The 19689-nt window shown below is 46.7% G+C and carries 14 protein-coding genes; 4 read left to right on the top strand and 10 right to left on the bottom strand.

Annotated elements, in window-relative coordinates; translation table 11 throughout:
* Positions 1 to 2 precede the first annotated feature (2 nt).
* From AB4Z08_RS33000 to AB4Z08_RS32980, 5 genes are all read right to left on the bottom strand, one after another.
* The gene (locus AB4Z08_RS33000) at positions 3 to 1103 is read right to left on the bottom strand and encodes an efflux RND transporter periplasmic adaptor subunit (RefSeq protein WP_441578056.1); all 1101 of its coding nucleotides are present in this window, start codon (positions 1101 to 1103) and stop codon (positions 3 to 5) included.
* Positions 1104 to 1247: 144 nt separating this feature from the next.
* Positions 1248 to 3998, bottom strand: a complete 2751-nt coding sequence (gene mgtA / locus AB4Z08_RS32995) for a magnesium-translocating P-type ATPase (RefSeq protein WP_441578055.1) — start codon at positions 3996 to 3998, stop codon at positions 1248 to 1250.
* 212 nt (positions 3999 to 4210) lie between these two features.
* A complete protein-coding gene (locus AB4Z08_RS32990) occupies positions 4211 to 5578 on the bottom strand; it encodes an ATP-binding protein (protein ID WP_441578054.1) in 1368 nt (455 codons plus the stop codon).
* Positions 5575 to 6258 carry a response regulator transcription factor gene (locus AB4Z08_RS32985; protein ID WP_441578053.1) on the bottom strand — a complete coding sequence of 228 codons (684 nt, stop codon included), beginning with the start codon at positions 6256 to 6258 and terminating at the stop codon, positions 5575 to 5577. The genes AB4Z08_RS32990 and AB4Z08_RS32985 overlap by 4 nt, the downstream gene beginning before the upstream one ends.
* Before the next feature lie 40 nt (positions 6259 to 6298).
* A complete protein-coding gene (locus AB4Z08_RS32980) occupies positions 6299 to 7183 on the bottom strand; it encodes an NAD(P)-dependent oxidoreductase (protein ID WP_441578052.1) in 885 nt (294 codons plus the stop codon).
* A gap of 132 nt (positions 7184 to 7315) precedes the next feature.
* Between AB4Z08_RS32980 and AB4Z08_RS32975 the strand changes: the two genes are divergently transcribed.
* Positions 7316 to 7669, top strand: coding sequence for a winged helix-turn-helix transcriptional regulator (locus tag AB4Z08_RS32975; protein ID WP_441578051.1), 354 nt, complete (start codon positions 7316 to 7318; stop codon positions 7667 to 7669).
* 14 nt (positions 7670 to 7683) lie between these two features.
* On the opposite strand, the gene AB4Z08_RS32970 is transcribed toward AB4Z08_RS32975, so the two are convergent.
* The 3 genes from AB4Z08_RS32970 to AB4Z08_RS32960 all read right to left on the bottom strand — a co-directional run bounded on the left by AB4Z08_RS32970 (position 7684) and on the right by AB4Z08_RS32960 (position 10800).
* Entirely contained in the window at positions 7684 to 8136 is a 453-nt protein-coding gene (locus AB4Z08_RS32970) for a DUF7832 domain-containing protein (RefSeq protein WP_441578050.1), read from the bottom strand.
* 59 nt (positions 8137 to 8195) lie between these two features.
* Positions 8196 to 9188, bottom strand: a complete 993-nt coding sequence (locus AB4Z08_RS32965; protein WP_441578049.1) for a hypothetical protein — start codon at positions 9186 to 9188, stop codon at positions 8196 to 8198.
* Between the two features lie 253 nt (positions 9189 to 9441).
* Positions 9442 to 10800: a sensor histidine kinase gene (locus AB4Z08_RS32960; protein ID WP_441578048.1), complete on the bottom strand. Its 1359-nt coding sequence runs from the start codon at positions 10798 to 10800 to the stop codon at positions 9442 to 9444.
* 89 nt (positions 10801 to 10889) lie between these two features.
* Between AB4Z08_RS32960 and AB4Z08_RS32955 the strand changes: the two genes are divergently transcribed.
* Positions 10890 to 11441 carry an AAA family ATPase gene (locus AB4Z08_RS32955; RefSeq protein ID WP_441578047.1) on the top strand — a complete coding sequence of 184 codons (552 nt, stop codon included), beginning with the start codon at positions 10890 to 10892 and terminating at the stop codon, positions 11439 to 11441.
* A gap of 181 nt (positions 11442 to 11622) precedes the next feature.
* Positions 11623 to 14004: an ABC transporter permease gene (locus tag AB4Z08_RS32950; protein ID WP_441578046.1), complete on the top strand. Its 2382-nt coding sequence runs from the start codon at positions 11623 to 11625 to the stop codon at positions 14002 to 14004.
* Between the two features lie 44 nt (positions 14005 to 14048).
* Here AB4Z08_RS32950 and AB4Z08_RS32945 read toward each other — a convergent pair whose 3' ends face one another.
* Together AB4Z08_RS32945 and AB4Z08_RS32940 are read right to left on the bottom strand one after the other, a co-directional pair.
* The gene (locus AB4Z08_RS32945; protein ID WP_441578045.1) at positions 14049 to 16181 is read right to left on the bottom strand and encodes a family 20 glycosylhydrolase; all 2133 of its coding nucleotides are present in this window, start codon (positions 16179 to 16181) and stop codon (positions 14049 to 14051) included.
* Positions 16182 to 16429: 248 nt separating this feature from the next.
* A complete protein-coding gene (locus tag AB4Z08_RS32940) occupies positions 16430 to 18748 on the bottom strand; it encodes a tail fiber domain-containing protein (RefSeq protein WP_441578044.1) in 2319 nt (772 codons plus the stop codon).
* 323 nt (positions 18749 to 19071) lie between these two features.
* Between AB4Z08_RS32940 and AB4Z08_RS32935 the strand changes: the two genes are divergently transcribed.
* Positions 19072 to 19650 carry an RNA polymerase sigma factor gene (locus tag AB4Z08_RS32935; protein WP_441578043.1) on the top strand — a complete coding sequence of 193 codons (579 nt, stop codon included), beginning with the start codon at positions 19072 to 19074 and terminating at the stop codon, positions 19648 to 19650.
* Positions 19651 to 19689 lie beyond the last annotated feature (39 nt).

Here is a 19689-nt window from a genome sequence, read left to right as displayed (position 1 = left end):
ACTTATTTAGCGTCCAGCAGGTAAAATCCACCTTCGGTTACAATCCGGTCGCCAGCCTGAAGACCGGCAGTAACTACCACCTGGTTGTTGCTGGTACCATTGGTAGTAATAGTACGTTTTACAAACTGCGCTTCCCCGGTGGCTACAAATACATAGGGCGCATCGTTGGCCTGCAACAATGCAGTGGCGGGGATCAGCAGCGAAGGCACAGGATGATCCTTAAAGTTTACAGTTACATACATGCCGGGTTTCAGGGCATGATCGGTATTGGTGACGGCAATTAATACCTGGACGCTGCGGGTATCTTCATCTACCACGGCATTTACGTGATATACTTTTCCTTTAAGCAGTACACCCGGTAAGGCCACTACTTCAATCGTACATTCGTCACCGGTATGAATAAAGCGGATATCTTTTTCTTTTACCTGTCCGGCAATCCATACACCGGATAAGTCGGCGATGGTAGCCACACTGGCAGCATCATCTTTTATAAATTGTCCCAGCACTACTTTATTTTCTATTACTTCTCCCGCCACCGGCGCACGTATCACCAGTGGTTGTCCGAGAGATAATTGTGCAGGGTTGACTTTAAAAATGCGAATGCCCATGACGGCGTTTTCATACTCTTTCTTTTCTACTTCATAGGCAGTCAGCGCTTCTTCCAGGTCTTTCTGTGTCCCCACTCCGTTGGCCATCAGGTCCTGCTGCCGTTGCCAGGTTCTTTCGGCCTGCTGCAACTGTGTTTTTTCCTGGAAGAAAACTTTTTGTGCCGCAATAAAATCCGGCGAACTGATTTCAAACAAAGGTGCTTCCAGTTGTGTTTTCATGCCCAGGTGCAAATAGGATTTCGTGACCCGGCCCTGGAAAGGCGGGGCTATTTCTGCATACTGAGTGGGAATAGCTTTCACAGTTCCGGCGGTGCTCACCTCCCGGCTATAAGGGGTACTTACTACGGCATTGATTTTAATCCGGTTCTTTACGATTGATCCGGCCGGGAGGGTAATCGTATCTCCCTGCGGAACGGCAGTCGTGATAGGGGCGTCCTTTACAGAATGACAGGCAGCAGCGGTCAGCATGCCTGCGGCAATTAGTCTTGTTCTCATGATGTTTGCGGATTGAAAAATGATATAGTACCCGAAGTGGTCCTGTTGACTACCTTCCTGCGCAATGGCTGCTAATCCAGCAGTCTATCGCAATCAGCAACAGGACCACTATAATAGTGGTGATCCACCACCGTTTTGAATGACTCATAACCATTGGTTAAATCTCCTGATATACCAGTTTTTGATGACTTGTGTCAGCATACAGTAACCAAATAAAATAGCTGCGAGCCAGGGAAAATAGGACAATGGAAGTGGCTCCATTTTTAGTGTAGCGGCAAACGGTGTAAACGGAATCGCGATACCGATGAGCATAATCACACTGGTCAATGCCACCACGGGTGCAGTTGCCCAGCTTTGAATAAAGGGTATTTTACGGGTGCGGATCATATGTACGATCAGCGTTTGTGATAATAATCCCTCTACAAACCAGCCGGTCTGAAACAGGCCCTGGTGTTCGGGACTGGCCGCTTTAAACACATAAAACATGAGCGCAAAAGTGGCGTAGTCAAAAATGGAACTCACCGGGCCAATGAACAACATGAACCTGGAGATATCTGATGCATCCCATTTCTTCGGCTGGTCTATAAAGTCCTGGTCCATTTCATCCCAGGGAATAGATACCTGTGAAATATCATACAGCAGGTTTTGTACTAAGATCTGAACAGGCAGCATAGGCAGGAAAGGCAATAATGCGCTCGCGCCTATCATGCTGAACATATTACCAAAGTTGCTGCTGGCCGTCATCTTGATGTACTTAATGATATTGCCGAAAGTTCTTCTGCCATAAATAACACCTTTGCGTAATACCATTAAATCTTTTTCCAACAGGATAATATCCGCGCTTTCTTTGGCGATATCTACCGCCGTATCTACACTGATGCCTACGTCTGCATCACGGAGGGCGGCGGCATCATTAATACCATCTCCCATAAAGCCCACCGTATGGCCTCTCGACTGCAACAGCTTTACCACTCTTGATTTCTGCACCGGGCTGAGTTTTGCGAGAATAGCTACTTCATCTATTTTTTCACCCAGGGCTTCATCACTCATCTGCTCTATGTCATTACCCAATAATATTTCGTTGAAAGAAATTCCTACTTCCCTGCATATTTTCCTGGTCACGATTTCATTGTCGCCGGTGAGTACTTTCACCCGTACTCCTAACTTTTGTAATGCGTCTATCGCTAAACGGGCAGAGGGTTTTGCCGGATCGAGAAAGCCGATAAAGCCGGTAAGTACCATGTCTTTTTCATCTTCCACCGTGTACGTCAATGCACGGTCATCAAACTCGCGGATAGCTACCAGCAATACTCTCAGTCCTTCTTCGTTGAGTTTACCGGAGATACGTAGAATATTTTCTCTTACGCTTTCATCGATAGCAATCACTTTGTCAGTCTCGATATGCAGCTCCTTGTCTTCGCCCGGATCAAAGGCATGCGTGCATAATAGCAGCATTTCTTCTACAGCTCCTTTACAGATCAACAGTTGTTTGCCGTTGCGCTGTTTCAGGATAACAGACATGCGGCGGCGTTGAAAGTCGAAAGGAATTTCATCTGCTTTAAGGTAGTGTTCTTCTACTTTCAGGTAATCGTGCAGTTCCACATGTTCCAGCACGGCCACATCCAGCAGGTTTTTAAGGCCGGTTTGATGAAAGCTGTTGAGATACGCCCATTTCAGGACTTCTTCATCTTCTTCTCCAAAAATGTTCAGGTGTCTTTCCAGTACAATTTTGTCCATGGTCAGCGTACCTGTTTTATCGGTGCACAATACATCCATCGCACCAATATTCTGGATGGCGTTCAGGCGTTTGATGATCACTTTACGTTTACTCATGTTCACCGCTCCTTTCGCCAGGTTGGCAGTAACGATCATGGGCAGCATTTCAGGGGTAAGGCCTACTGCCACTGCAATGGCGAAGAGCAGGGCATCCCACCAACTGCCTTTCACCAATCCGTTGATGAGGAAAATCAGTGGTACCATCACCAGCATAAAACGGATGAGCAGATAGCTTACTTTATTTACGCCTTTATCAAAACTGGTTTCGGCACGTTTGCCTGTAATAGATTTGCTGAGGGAGCCAAAGTAGGTTTGGTTACCGGTATTGACAATAATAGCTGTAGCGGCGCCGCTTACTACGTTAGTACCCATGAAGCAGATATTATCCAACTCCAGCACCGTTTTATGATAAGCGTTCGCCAGCGGGAGACTATGCTTTTCTACAGGTAATGATTCACCAGTCAACATGGCCTGACTTACGAACAGGTCTTTCGACTGTACCAGGCGGCAATCGGCGGGGATCATATCTCCGGCAGATAAAAAAATAATATCACCTGGTACCAGTTGTTTGATATCTGTTTCTATTTTCTCTTTGGATTTACGTAGTACCGTGGCCGTAGTCTTCACCATACTTTTCAGTTGCTCCGCGGCGCGGTTGCTGCGGTATTCCTGGAAAAAACGAAGCAGGGAGCTTACCATCACCATGATGCCTACCATGATCACGGTTTTGTATTCTCCTTCGCCGGGAGCCGCCATCCATACATCGGTGATAAATGAAATCAACGCAATGGCCAGCAGGATAGCGATAAAAGGATTAACGAATGCCGTAAACAGTTGTTTGTACCAGGAAGGCGCTTTTTCGTGGTGTACTTCATTCGGCCCTGTTAACGTTAAACGTTTCCTCGCCTGTGCAACAGATAATCCATCAAGGTGGCTATCCAGCAGGGACAGATATTCCGGCTGATCCGCAGCCGCTACCTGTTGCAGTTTGGTGGTGGCGCTTTCTTCATTGCCTCCTGGCATTATTCTCCTGATTTCAGGCATGCCGGACTTCCTTCTGAAGGCGTAGTTGCGCACAAAATGTGGGTGCTTATTTACAGCATTTGATAAGTATAACACAGCGCTATGTTTTCCCTGCTGATAGGCACAGCAGGGCTATGTTATCAGGCAGGAGATGAAGAAATAAAGTAACGTTCGGGACCAGCGTCCATGATCTTTTTTGTTTTTTAATGCGTTGCAAATGTACGCCGGCACTGCGGTATAGGCCGTTAGAGGTGGAACAGAATTTTATTAGAAATTTATTAGAGCGCTATGCCTGGGGAGACGAAGGTTTATAAGTGCGGTATTTCTACAGTAAAGGTACTGCCTTCCTGTATCCTGGAAGTCACGCTGATAGTGCCCTGGTGCATGCCGATGATCTTCTGAGTTAAAGAAAGGCCAATACCATTGCCCCGGGTAAAATCCATATTGGCGCCTCTGTAAAAGGCGGAAAAGATATTGGGCAGATCGGTATCACTGATGCCAATGCCTTTATCCATAAATCGCAGCACCAGGTCGCTTTCAAAATAATTGATAGAAACAGTACACTGATGGTCCGGAGAAAACTTACAGGCATTTTCCATGAGGTTAATAAAGGCTACTTTCAGCAGGTATTCGTTGCCGTTAACAGAAATGAAATCATCATCTTCAATTTCCTGTTCAAACAGAATATCTACTTTATAATCCTCGGCTGATTTGATCACGGTATTGCGGGCATCCATAAGTAGCTCATCTACCCGTAACTCCTTACGACCTATTTCTGTATGGTCATAATTAGCTTTGGCCATATCCAGTAATCCGTTGGAAAGTCTTACCAGTCGCCTGGCATCGGTGAGTGCAAGGCTGATCACTTCTTTATATTCGGTGGTAGTCCTGTCTTTTGTCAGCACAATCTGCAGCTCTCCTACAATGGTGGCCAACGGCGTGCGCAGCTCATGGGAAATATTGCTGACAAAATGTTTCTGTGCATCAAACGAATGTTCAAGGCGGTCGAGCATTTTATTAAAGGTGGTGGCCAGCTCTCCTATCTCATCTTTTTCATTTTGCACGGGTACCCGCAAATCCAGGTTGGTAGCAGTAATCTCTTCTACCTTATCAATCATTTCCTCTACCGGTTTGAGGGCTTTACCAACAAAAAAATAGCCGGCAATAATCGTAAGACCAATAATACCAATAAATGAAAAAATGAGGCTGTATTGCAGCCGCTGCAGGCGTTGCAGGCCGTATTTATCGGTAGCGGCGGCGGTAATGACGTAACGGCTACCGTTATGTTCATAGAGGAGTCCTACCACCTGTAAGGATCCCTGCTCAAACATGATGACCTGTTCTGCCAGGATCTGGTTGATCATGGCCCGGGTTTCTTTTACTTTGTCGATCTGCACCGCATCATGATACAATAAGTTAAAAGCGGTGTCATAGATCGCCACTTCTTCCCCGAACAAAGCATTATCCGCATTTTTATACATCAGCTGTAATACATTGGGGGGCACTTTGGCATCCAGCAGCATATTGGCCTTGGTGATGGCTTCCCTTTTGAGGTGTTCGTAGTAATCTTCTTTCCGGGTACTTGCAGAAGAGAGATAAACGAATACCGCAAAAGCGAGTAAGAGCACTCCGAAAAGCACCAGGAACAATAATATGAGCCGGATTCTTATTTTCACTCTGCTTTAAATATAAAACCCATTCCTGATCGGGTATGGATTAATTTTGTAGGAAAATTTTTATCTATTTTCTTTCTCAGGTAATTAATATATACATCGATAAAGTTAGTACCGGAATCGAAGGTATCCCATACTTTCTCTGCTATTTCGGTGCGTGACAATACCCTTTCCGGGTTTTTCATCATGTATTCGAGGAGCCGGAATTCTTTTGGTGTCAGGTCAATGACCACCTCATCACGTTTTACAATTTTTGTTTGCAGGTTCATTTCCATGTCTGCGAAACGCAGCAGGAAACCCTGGCTGTACGTATTGGTACCTGCCTGGTTTCTTTTGATCAGTGCGCGGATGCGGGCATGCAGTTCCCGGAAATCGAAAGGCTTAACGAGATAGTCATTGGCGCCGGCATCAAAACCTTCTACTTTATCATCGGTGGTGCCAAGGGCGGTAAGCATAATGATGGGACAATCGGGCAGCACGCTGCGTATTTGTTTACACAGATCCAGTCCATTGATCTTAGGCAGAATGAGGTCCATGATGATGAGATCGAAAGTCTGGGACAGGGCCAGTTTCTTTCCCATCTCCCCATCATAGGCAAGCGATATCCGGAAGCCCTGTTCTTCCAGTCCCTTTTTGATCATTTCTGCTACCCGTTGTTCATCTTCAATTACCAGGATCTGCATAAAGCCTTGTTTAAAAGGCAAATGTAAAACAAAATCACATTCAGGCAGGATTACGCAGGACTTTGATCAACGCCGCAACTTCTTCATCTTCGTAACCAGCTGCCACTGCCTTTTTAAACAATGCTGCTGCAAAAGCCGGGAAAGCGCTGTTGATACCTGACTCCACAGCCGTTTGTTCCAGGCGGGCAGTCGCTTCTACAGAAATCCTCATCGGGCTTTGTGTTACACTATAATTACCCGCATAAATCATATTGCCTTCATGCTTCAGGAATTCTCCGTAGGAAGGCGTAATGCCGCCTACAATCGCTGCATATGTATCTGCCCCGAAGCCTTCTGCTTCACTGATCCTCACGCCATGAAAGAAACCTATTGCCGAGCCATAGATGTAGGATAAAGTCGCCAGATCCATCGTAGGGGCTGCCGCCACGGCATCGCCGAGATAAGTGATATTTCCCCCGAATACCTGCAAAAATGGTGTAACCGTGTTGTATACTGCTTGCGGACCGGATACCAGGATAGGCGTATCAGCGTTACCCATTTGTGCCGGCGCGGCCTGTATGGCGCCATTCATATAGGCGGCACCGTTACCGGCTGCCCAGGTGGCAGATAAGCGGGATTCTACAGGACTGATAGTGGTGAGCTGCAATAAAGTACGTCCCTGTAATACGTTTCTCACAGCGGCGGTATCCAGGATATGGAAAGTCGCTTCGTGATTGTACACGCAGATAATCGTTACCGGACTGGCCGCCACTGCTGCGGCGGCATCGGCGGCGAGTATGGCGCCTGCTGCTACCAGGGCAGCAGCTTTTTCCGGACTGCGGTTCCAGACAGTTACTTTATATCCATCCTTTAACAGGAGTTCAGCTAATGTGATGCCCATGGCACCCAGACCAATGACCGTTACGGCCCCTTTGTTTGCTGTCATATTATTCGTTTTCATGACACAAACTTCCGCCGGATCACGCAGCTAAAAAATAAGGGAAGAAAGATTCCGGCACGGAATAATTATTCCCTATGCCACATTATTTAATTAAAATTGTGCTTTAATTACCTGTATATGTACGAAAGAAAAATTCCTGAAGACCTGGAATGTGGCATCAATATTAGCATGAAAGTCCTGAGCGGCAAGTGGAAACCCTGTATACTGGACGGTATTAACAAAGGTATCAGAAGGCCCAGCGAGCTGCATGCGGCCATTAATACGGCTGCTCCCCGGGTGATTAATATGCAGCTGCGGGAGCTGGAAGAATATGGGATGGTCTGGAAAAAGGTGTATGCAGAAGTACCGCTGCGGGTAGAATATTATCTTACAGAGGTGGGAGAAAGTATCTTACCCGTGATTGACGCTATTGACAAATGGGGCAATGCCAACAGAGACCATGTCATGCGGGCACAGGAAGCATTGCAGTAAATAAAGGCTCCCGATTACTGGAAGCCTTTCCACTCTTTAAATCGTTGGTCGATTAATGGTTTGATGAGATCATAATTTTCCCAGGTATTAGCCACCCTGTATAAGTCGAATGCAGTGCCACTACTGAATACTTTCTCATAGTCCTCGAAATAACTGGCGTATTTGGCGGAAGCCGTTTTTTCCTTGCGGGCATAGTAGGCTTTGGCAAAGTCATTCCCTAGCTGGCCCAGGTCGTCTGTTGTAAATTTCTCATCACAAACGCTGATCAGGAACTCTGCACCTGTAAGGGTTCTGTTCTTTACTTTCTCAATATCTTCTTCGAAATCATCGGTTTGTTCTTCCGACAACAGATCGTTATCAATACACCAGTTTAAAAACATGCCGATATGCGTGGCTGCATTTGCATTGGGTAAGTCTTTCGGATAGTCGCCTCCGTAATGCCAGGAAGCGTCATCATATTTGGCCATAGGTAGTAGCTTTAGTTTATGTACTCAGTTGGTGATACGTATATGCGGCAACGTTACTTTTATATTTTACCAAATGTGCCTACCATTTCTCCGTTCGTTACTTCCTTCATGGCACCCGTGTTCACATTATACAGTTTGCATTTAAACTGCATTTTTGTTTTGAGATAAAGTCCGTTAAATGCCTTTGCATCAGCCGTGCTGATGATGGTAAAGGTGCTGCCGGTCTGATCAGCGGTACCCGCCTGGGTACTCCATTCTTCTCCCTGGGGATCTAACCAGTAAATGCTCACTCCTTTGGCAGTATTAAAATCTTTAACATAGGAATAATTACCCAGGGCAAAGAAATCAGTAAACGCTTTATCGGAAGCGCTCATGTAGTTATGCATCATCCCTATTTTAACCCCAAAGCCGGTGGTTCCTGCCGGTGGTACTCCACCAGATATGTCTGAATAATTGATGCCGGCGGAGAAGTTCACATCATCCACCCCATCGAGTCCGGAGCCGGGTATGTAATGATTGTCTTCCGTGGCGTGCTGTTCGTACACTTGTCCACTCACAGTGATTTTATAATAGTAGTCATTTTCGCCGGTAGTGTCATCTCCGCTAACAGTAATGGCTACACCGCAGCCCACTGTGCCGGTGCCCAGCAAAATATTGCTGACGCCCGCAGTTTGCGGCAGCCCGGTTACCCGGAGTGTAATCACCTGAGGTCCGGTTTGGGTGAAAGTACCTGTTCCCATGACCAGCATACCGTTCACTACATTGCTGGTTAATACCCAGTTACCTTTTCGTGTAACGTTCACCGTTACCGTCACGTTAGCATCTGCATCCAGTATTTTTCCTGTCAGAAAAATGCCGGCAGCTTTGGCATCAGAGCAGTTGCCAGCCGCGGCTACAAAGGCAAATGCAGCATCGCCACCGCCGGGCACCGGTATCCCTGTACCTGGATCTGTTGGCAGCTCATACGACTTCTCCTTGGCACAACCCGCAAATAAAAGAGACAGCAAAAGGGAAAGAGAAAGTATGGGATGACGGAACATGATACGTTGCATGAATAAAGAATAGGGATCTGACATAGTCCCTGCAAATATAGAATAAATATGTAATTCTTCAGCGTTAATCGGGGTGGCTGAAAAGTTTTTCTTATTGCACAAGGTTTTTTTTCCAACCAGAAAAACGAGGGCGCGCAGGATATGTATTACGCTGAAGACGGATAATTTAACCGTTGAAGTGTACCGGGGGAGTTATATCAGCCGGATGATGCCGAGAAGATTTAGTGCCAGCTTGGCGTTGAAGTTCCAATAGTTAATTAGAAACAGCTGGTTCATTGACGGGGACATCTCCCTTGCTGAGCAATACAATAAAGGTGGTGCCGCCTTCCGGAGCGCTTTCCACATCAATGAACCCGTTGTTCTGTTCTGCAAATTCCCGGCAAAGCATCAGGCCAATGCCGGTACCTCTTTCGCCGCCGGTGCCATATGCCGGCTGCTGCTGCGAGGTGAAAAGCGTATTCAGCTGCTGCGGCCCCATCCCAACACCATAGTCGGTAATGCTGATAGCCACCTGTTGATCCGTTTGCCCGGCAATTACCGTGATCCTTCCTCCGGCATAACTAAATTTAAGCGCATTGCTGAACAGGTTACGGAGAATAACAGACACCTGATCCCTATCGGCATACAAGGTAGTATTGACGGGCACCTGTACATCTACTATCATATTTTTCTGCTGTATAATCAGTTCAAAAAAAAGCAGGACTTCACTCATCACCGGCGCCAATAAAAAATGACGGGGCCTGGTCTGAATTCCCTTCATACTCCGGGTACTCCAGCGCAACACATTATCCAGTGTGCCTCCCAGCTGCGCCACTTTCTTATGAAGTACGGCGGCCGCCTCCTCCATGTCATCCCGGGGATATTCTCCTTTCTGGAACATGTCCAGTAAACTCTCCAGCGTGGCCAGCGGACTACGGATATCATGCGCAACAATAGAGAAGAGCTTCTCTTTATCTTTGTTCATGGCCAATAGTGCCTGTCGCTGTTTTTCGATTTCCTCCTGGTAGCCGGACTGGATATATTTAAAAAAACTAAGTGCTGCAATCAGGAATACCAGCGATATAGCGACATTACTCCATACCCGCTGCGCAGGCACTGGTGGCGCGAGGTACCAGGACTGTGGCATAAATATGATCAGGAGAAACGCGGTCGTAATTAATATACTCAGGCATCCAACAATCCATTTGTTATCATATACCAATATCGTTACTACCAGGATATTCAATAAAAAATATTCGGCGCCATTATGAAAGTACAAGCCGGTAAAAGTATATAGCACTGAGCTGAAGAATATCAGGACCACCCGCGCAGAGAGATACATGCGGTATTTATGTAGCAGCAATACAATGACGGCGGCTAACGTGGTAGTTGCATTTAATGCCGATAACAGGTACCTGCCCTGAAAGGCATTTAAAATACAATAGAAAAACATGAAAGGAATACAGGGCAGCGCCATTAAGTTGAGCAACATCGTACGCCTCGATTCAATGTAGGGCATGGCAGGATGCACACCTAAATTAACGATGTGATTCCAGTAGTGTGTAGCGGATTGATATATTAGTTGCTTCAGTCCCTGCCGCATAGATACCCCAAAGATAGTCTGAAAATCCACAGTTTGCAGCGCGTCTTTTTTTTACTACATTGCAGCTTCTTCTCACCCACTCCCCTCCCTTATATTTATTTTTTTTCAAATATTTCATCATGAAAAAAGACAATTTTTTTATTATCACCGGCGGACCCGGCATGGGTAAAACCGCCGTTATTACGGCATTGAGCGAGCTGGGATATACCTGTGTACCGGAAACGGGAAGGGATATTATCCGGCAACAGGTGGCGACTGGTGGTAATGCGCTCCCCTGGGCCAACCGGAGTGCTTTTGCCCGGCTGATGTTTAAACGCTCGCTGCTCGATTTTAAGGCCCTCGCCGACCAACAGTCACCGGTATTTTTTGATCGTGGTATTGCAGACACCATCGGCTACCTGGAACTTTGTGCCTTACCGGTACCGGCTGCCATGCGCGAGGTGGCTATCTTATACCGTTTTAACACAAGCGTATTTATTACCCCCCCATGGCCGGCTATCTATGAGCAGGATAACGAGCGGAAACAATCCTTTGAAGAGGCAGTACGTACTTATGATCAGATGGTAAAGACTTATCAGCAGCTGAATTATGATCTGATCATTTTACCGGAAGCAACTGTTGCAGAAAGAGTACAATTGATGCTGGGGGCTATAAAACAGATCGGGGCATAATGCTCCTCATTCCCCGGCCGGTAATCTTCTCTACCAACTACTTTCCTTGTTCACATTTGAACACCGGAGTACTATAATGAACAATCCGGTTTCTCTTAAAAGTATTAACTTCCTGATTGTCATATGCGGTAAAACGTGGCATCTTTTCTGACGCAGGGTCCCCGCTAAAGCACCGAAAACTATGTTCATCAACTATTTCAAAATAGCCTTCCGTCATCACAGGCAGCACAAACTTTATATGCTGATCAATGTCTGCGGGCTGGCACTGGGTATTACGGCTATATTGCTGGCGGTATTATATATGAAAGATGAACACAGCTTCGATGCTTTCCATGAAAACAACCCTCGTCTTTATCGTGTAACCACTACCGTTACACCCGCAGATAATATCCCGCAACTAACAGGCAACACGGGGCAGTTACAGGGCCCGGCTTTCAAAACACAGGTACCTGAAATTGTTGATTACAGCCGGGTAATGGGAGGAGATATTTACGGTGATATCATTGGTGATAATAAAGTACTGAAACAACAGCTGCTCTTTGCAGATGAAAGTTTTTTCAAAGTGTTTACCTTTCCGCTGATAAAAGGCGATCCGGCTACAGCCCTGCATGATATAGGTTCGGCAGTGATTACAGAAAGTACCGCATTGAAATATTTTAATCGCACAGATGTAGTTGGACAATTGCTCCGTATGGATGCAGATCCTTCTGCACGTATGCTGGGAAAGCCACTGGTCATTAGCGGCGTAGTTAAAGACCCACCCCTGCATTCCTCTGTGCAGTTTGATGTATTGCTGCCTTTCCGTTTTCTGCAACTATCATTTAATGATACCGACTGGTTCAATACTTATCTCAGCACTTTTGTGGTGCTGCGCCCCGATGCCACATTATCTGCCGTGACCAGCAAACTGAATCGTGTTCAAAGCACCTATGCAGTTGTCGGTAAACCCGCCATGGCATTTGGGCTACAGCCGATTACGGATATACACCTCCACCCATTATATAACGCGGAGGGCAGCCGGGAAGGCGGCGTTATCAATGGCAGCAACCCGGTATTCTCTTATATCTTCCTGGGTATCGCGGTATTTATACTCCTGATGGCCGGTATCAACTTTATCAATATTACATTGGCTGGCTCATTAAAGCGTATCAAAGAAGTAGGCGTGCGGAAAATTAACGGTAGCAGCAGCCGGCAAATCATTGTCCAATTCCTGGTAGAATCAGGACTGCTCTGCGGACTGGCATTCACCCTGGCATTCCTGCTGGCAGCAGCAGTATTGCCACTATTCAATACCCTGGCTGGTAAAGCCATTACCTTGTCTGCTATTTTTAATGGCGAACTACTCTTGTATTGTGCGGCGTTACTGTCCGTTATCGTGTTATTAACAGGTGCCTATCCTGCCTATGTATTAGCCGATTTCAGTGCCCTGCAGGCATTTTCAGGCAAGCGGCACCTGTTTGGCCGTCAGTTGCTTGGCAGGATACTGATTGTTACACAGTTTTCACTGGCGGTATTCTTTATGATCATCACCCTGCTATTTTACAGGCAAATGGATTATGTGCGGACCAAGGACCTGGGCTACCGGCCGCAGCAGGTAGTGGTTACCCATATCAGCGGCGACAGGGACCTGCATCCTGTACAGGAATTGCTGAAAAGTGAGTTATCGAAAGAACCGGGCATCAGCGTGGTATCCTTTGGCGGCGAACGGGGTGGCACATCTGCCGTGCAGCTGCCGGGTAAACAGATCGCCGCGGTACACCGGGTGATTGACAACAACTACCTTGCAGCCATGGGGATTTCCCTGAAAGAAGGCGAAAATTTTACCGCTGCGCTTTCTAACGGCGCCATCGTAAATGAAGCTTTTTTAAAAGCTGCGGGCATCAAACATCCGATAGGTACCCGCATACATACTGATGAATATTTTGATAAAGAAACCCGGATGATCACCGGGGTGGTAAAAGATTTTCATACCGGATCCCTGCGGGAACGCATTACACCGCTGGTGATGATACAGCATCCCACCTATGGTGGCGCGGTTTGGCTAAAACTGGATAAGCAGCGTCAACCCGCTGCCCTCGCAGCGCTTGCGGCAGCCTATAAAAAAGCATTACCCGAAACAGCATTTACCTTTCAGTTCCTGGATGAATTAAATGCCCGCGAATATGTACAGGAACAACGTTGGAAAAAAATCATTTATATCGCGGCGCTGTTGTCTATCGCTATATGCTGCTCCGGATTGTTTGGCCTGGCGCATATTGCTACACAGCAACGGATACGGGAAATTGGTATTCGCAAAATATTAGGCGCGGGTATGTCTGATATAGTTGTATTGTTTTCCGGAGATTTTATGAAGCTGGTGCTGATAGCATTCCTGCTGGCTTCGCCGGTGGCCTGGGCAGTGATGCATAACTGGCTGCAGGGGTTTGCCTACCGGGTAAACATCAGCAGCTGGATATTTATAGCCGCCGGCAGCTTTGCCGTCTTACTTACACTCACCACGGTGGCCTTGCAGGTAATGCGGGCGGTAGCTGCTAATCCCACAAAAAACATCAGCGCGGGTTAACAAAAAAGGGCCGCAGCTAGTGATAACTGCGGCCCGCGTATATTTTAACGAAAGCGGAGTGACATATCTTCCACCCATCTACCATTGGGTCCTGCTTTCACGGGTACAAAAGCACATTGCCAGTTTTGTTCTTTATAACTACGTGGTACCCGGATCAGTATTTTGTTCCAGCCTTTTTGCAAAGGAATGGTGGCCGGTGGCCGGGACCAGAAAAATTCTTCATCCGTAAAAGGTATTTCATTACCGGGTCTTTCCCAGGTATGCGTCAGGTAACGATTGGCGCCGGGTTGCAGCCATTGCGGCGCCGGTAGTGGCTGATGATTCACCCATACATTCCCACCATTGGCGTCCCATTTACCTGCAGCCGGAATACCTGCACTCAAACGCGTGGAGCGGGCGGCTGTTTCAAATCCAATCCAGGCGTGTATTTCTTTCGCCGACTCACTGTATAGTTCTGTGCTGATATAAAATGTTTCGTCCGTGCTGTCCGGTAGGTGATAGCGGGTAATCAGTTCATCCATCATTTGGACACCTCCGGTCAGTGGAATTGTTTTCGCAGGCACATTACCGGTATGTGCCGGTATTTTCGTTGACCCGTTACCGGTATACTCCGGCGCAAAAGCTGCATCCGGCGCCTGATCCGGCGTTCTGATAAACGGCCCGATCAACGACATCGTGACGTTGCTGAAAGCGGCAAAAGGGAAAGGCGTTGTTTTAAAGAAACGATCCCTATGCACAGCCAGTCTTTTTTCAAACTCATTAAAATGCTGCCAGGCCAGGGTGTTTTTTTCCGGCAACACCGACATATACGCTTTTACAAAACCCGGGCGACCACACCATACCGCTTCGCTGTAGGTCAAGGCCCCCGGCCACACAGGGTTGTGTAAGGAGATCTTTTCTTTATCCACTACCCGGGTATCCGGCCAGCAGCAAAGTATACCTCCCAAAGCAACAGCGTCACCCTGTGGACGGTTACATACCTGCTGAAAAAAATACCGTTGCAGGAGATTCAGCGCATTACCTGAATTGAGGTAGCCCGCATAGGAATCTACATATGGATGCCCGTTGGATGCATGTAACGTGGAAGGATCTATGTCGTACCACAGCTGCTCAATAGTACCCGCTTCCCCGGTCAGCCCTGGGTTCCAGACCATTATGCTACGGCCGTTTGCTTTTACACGGGCAGACATACGTTGCATAAATACTTTCGGATCCGGGATATGTACTTCATCAGAGCCGAGATGGATAATGGGGCAATCTGATGCCGGTATTTCTGCACAAAATTCATCTATCAGCTTCTCCAATACCTCCATCCCTTGCGGTGTTCCCATCTTAAAACCGAAAGTAGGTTCAAAATAAGCGCTGTGTCCGGGCATATCCAGTTCAGGGATGATCGTTATACAACGTTCACGCGCATACGAAATAAGCGAACGGATCTCGTCAAAGCTATAGCTGCTGTCCGGGTCTCTGCCCGACCGTTTGTTTTTAGGATCGTTCAGCTGTGGAAAAATCCTGCTCTGCGGCCGCCAGGCGGGATTATCCGTAAGATGCCAGTGGAAGGTGTTGAATTTATACGCCGCCAGCAGGTCGAGTTGTTTTTTCAGTGATGCTATTTCCCGGAAATTACGACCAGTATCATGCATAAAGCCGCGTAATGCAAAGGCAGGTGCATCAGTGATGGTACAACCGAATGCGCTCAACTGCCCTGCGTGTGAAATGAGTAGCTGCCGGAAAGTTTGCACCGCATAAAAGGCCCCTGCTGCATCTTTGCCGCTAATCGTCACACCTTTACTATTCACCGTCAACTGATAACCTTCGGCTTTTATCGGCAGTGCGGGCGCTATTTTTATACTGATGGCATGGGCCGGCAAAGGGCTACCATCCGGCATTTCACGGGTAGTAATTTTTAAGCCTTCGGCAGATAGCAATGCCTGTAAAGACTGCACTGCATTTTTAACCATCGCGGCGTCTTTGGCGTAATACACCAGCTGTGACGATGCTGCCGGCCGCCAGTTATCATGTTGCCAGGTGACCTGTTGCGGAAACGGGATCAATGCCACCGGCGCCGCTTTCAGCGCCTGTAAAGTATGCGGAGGTATCCAAACATCCGTTTTTCTTTGTGCTTTGCCGGACAATAATGTCAGGCAAAACAGACCGCTTAAAAATGATGATTTCATATGACCAGCCTTCATTTTAGTTCACTGTTTATTTGTTTGTATTTCCCTGGCAGGAATAGTAGTGGCTTCGTGATATATCGTGTAAATCAACAACGGTGGAATCCTGCTATTTAATCGTAAATGTAATCAAAAGCGGCAGGAGTCAAAATAAGCTTTTACATTTTATTCAGAGCTGGTTTATAAAAACAGACTGGCTCCGTGCAATGCACGGAGCCAGTCTGAATATTCCGGCAGCAAGACCTCTTCTATTAATTCTTCTTCACGGACTGCTCTATGGCACTCACTCTTTTGAGCACCTCTTCTAATTTTTCGGTCAATATCTTATTCTCCGCTTTCATAGCATCATTCTCTTTTTTAAGGAGTTGGTTGAGTTCCTGTACAGCTTTCATAGTGATGGCCAGGGAGCTGTTGGTATCAAACCGGTCATGCGCTGCAGTAGAGAAATGCCAGTCGGTGCTATCTGCGATGATGCCTACACGTACATTTTCCTGTTTATCATCTTTATATATAAACTGTTTCACCTGTACCTGCATGAGTAAAGCGAGTGCATCTTCATTAAAACTGCGGATATTCTTTTTCAGGCTGGCACGGGAACTTTGAAAAAATCCGGTGGCGTTAAGATTCCCGCTGGCATCTCGTAAGGCTAATGTATTGGCGGTGGCAGCAGTGGAAGTAGTCAGTGTTTTTGTAAGGTACCCGTTTGCATCAGTACTTAAAACCGCGGCATTAGGAAGTTGTTGAAATCTATAGCCAGTGGCATCTATGTCAAAAACTTTAAAATCAGTCAAAGTAGATCCTCCCATTAATCTCAAAGGGGTATACGCATTGGTGCTCCTATTGCAGCCTATGAGTGTCGCACATCCATTTGTAAACCCTATTTCAGCGGCAGGACTGTTTGCCGGGTCCGCACCACTGGTATACCACCCTTTAAATCGCCCCTGTCCATTCCATTCCTGCCCACCCTGACCAGTAAGTCTGCTGACCAGGGTAGTGCCCGCATAGTATTTCCAGCTGTAGTCGAGCGAAGACCGGGGCACGGAAAACCAGGTGGCGCCGGATTCAACGCCTATGGCAAAATTCGTACTGGTATCAGTAGCACGGGAATACAATAACAACTTGGTACCTGCACTGGCGGCCCTGAGTGTAGGCAACGCCACTCCTGCGGTACCGTAATTGATCATATTGGAAATTGTATCCGTCAGGAGTATATTACCCGTTGACACCATTAAAAATGCTCGTGACAACGTAAACTGTCCGCCACCAAAAGCACCCAGCGAAATATTCCCATTGTCACTTAATAAGCTCACATCTCCGTTTACAGACGATACTTTCCCTACATATCCTGCTCTTACGGTATCATTTTTTTCCATAAATGCGAGGTAAGAAGTATTGGCATTTCCTGTGGCTAATCCGCGTATCCTGGAAGAACTGGCGGCAATAAACCCGTTGGCCATTTCTACGATACCTCTGCTGCGCGTTATTCTCAGGGGAGTGTCTATCAATATTCCATTGGAGTCGTGCCGGTTGATGCCTAAATCGCTGCCGGTTTGTAAACCCGATTCTGCGTTATTACGGGTGAAAGACCATCTCCTGTTTTTTATATCATTCGGATCGAGTGTACCTCCGTATATTTCCAACTGACCTGCGCCAGTAACACCATAGGTCTTCAATTTGGAAATCGCACCGGTGCCAGCTACATAGAAATTAGCTGTTTGTGGCGCTGCCTGTTGCGTTTGTATGTACCAGGCGGACCCACTTTGAGGCGCGGCACCAATATTGGCTGGTGTAAGTGCGCGAACGGTAGCACTGGTAACATGACCAGCCCCATTGGTGGTTAAGCCTGCCAATACATTAGCACCGGTTAATACCGGCGCTAATGCTGTACCTGCAGGATGATTCCCTCTGTGCCATACCGTATCTCCTTTATAAAGAAACCGGTCCCGGCCCAGTGATGCCACATCTACAATTCCATTACTACTGCCATTACCAATATTTCTGAAGATCCAGCCTTCATTATCGTTATCAGCTGATTCAAATACCATATTACCAGGTGGTGTATCCTGTAGTGATTCGACAAAAATCTTCCAACTATCCGTATTATATACCCATACTAGCCCATTGGACGGATTCGCAGGAGATTTATTAAACTGGATATTATTGTTGGTAACAAACCCTCTGGCAGTGACACTTTGCAATGTTTCGGAAGACAAAGGCGCGCTTACATTATACGCAGTACTATTTTTTAAATAGGTAATGTAATCTCCATTGCGATAAATGGTGTCTACGCCCATACCAGACATGGTTGTCAGGTCCAGGGTATCCTGTCCGGGGATAGCAATACGCGTATTATCTATCTTTTTTAAATTAATTTTTCTAAACTCCGTACGACCGTTCCCTTTATTAAACAAAAATCCCGGCACCGCTTTAGTCCGGTTTTCAATAATCAGTTCCGCCGTATCACAATTGCTGTAAATACGCACACTGTCGGCGCGGATCTGGTATACTTGCTGGGCTTGGGAAACATAACTTACGCCAATCAGCATAAGCAGGATGGGTAAAAATTTCATCAGGTATGACATAGGTTATTAAATGAAAATAAGGGCATCTCTTTCACGGAGAGGTATCACTTTTCAATACATTTCATAAAAAAGGACTTCAGTTCCCGGTGCAAATGTCCTACCGGGTATGCTGGCGTGCCAAAATTAGATAATATCCACAGAAAAATATTTATCAAGAAAAAACTATTTTTACTGCATCTTTGTGATTGTCACTCCCTGACAGGAGTAAAAGTGAACAAACAACTAACACCAACAAACCCCCACCAGGTTTATGTTAATACAGAAAAGCCGGACATCAGTCCACCGGCAGTAAGAACTATTAATATTTGACAGTGGAAAATTCAGCTACGCGTGATGAAAAAATGCTCATCTCCAGAATAGCTTCCGGAGATGAGCGGGCTTTTAAGCAACTGTTTGAGCAATGGCATCCTTTGCTGGCTACACATATCTTCCGGGTCACACAATCACAAACACTCACGGAAGAAATCGTGCAGGATGTATTCCTTAAGATCTGGAACAACCGCGAAACACTGGGTGACATCCGCAATTTCTGGACCTACCTGCTGGTCATTTCCCGCAACCATGCACTCAATGCCCTGCAACAAAAAGCAAGGGAATTTAAACATTGGGAACAATGGGTAAAAGACAATGCCACCGAAGCGGAAAGCACCGATCCCACTAGCACTTTTTATACGCTGATTGATGAGGCCATCGACAAATTATCTCCGCGGCAGAAAGAAATTTACCTGCTGCACCGTCATCAACGAATGACCTATCAGCAAATTGCAACGCACCTGAACATCGGCAGAGAAACCGTTAAAACACACCTGGAGTCGGCTACCAGCGCTATTTCCAGGCATGTAAAGCTGCAACTGGCAGTTACGATGACGGCTATTCATTTACTGCTCTGAAATTTTTTTTCAGATACCCTCCCCCTTTTTGTCCCGGTA

Origin of the sequence: Chitinophaga sp. RAB17 (assembly GCF_052114225.1) — a bacterium.
In the GTDB taxonomy this organism is placed as follows: Bacteria; Bacteroidota; Bacteroidia; order Chitinophagales; family Chitinophagaceae; genus Chitinophaga.
This window is presented reverse-complemented; position numbering and strand designations above follow the sequence as displayed.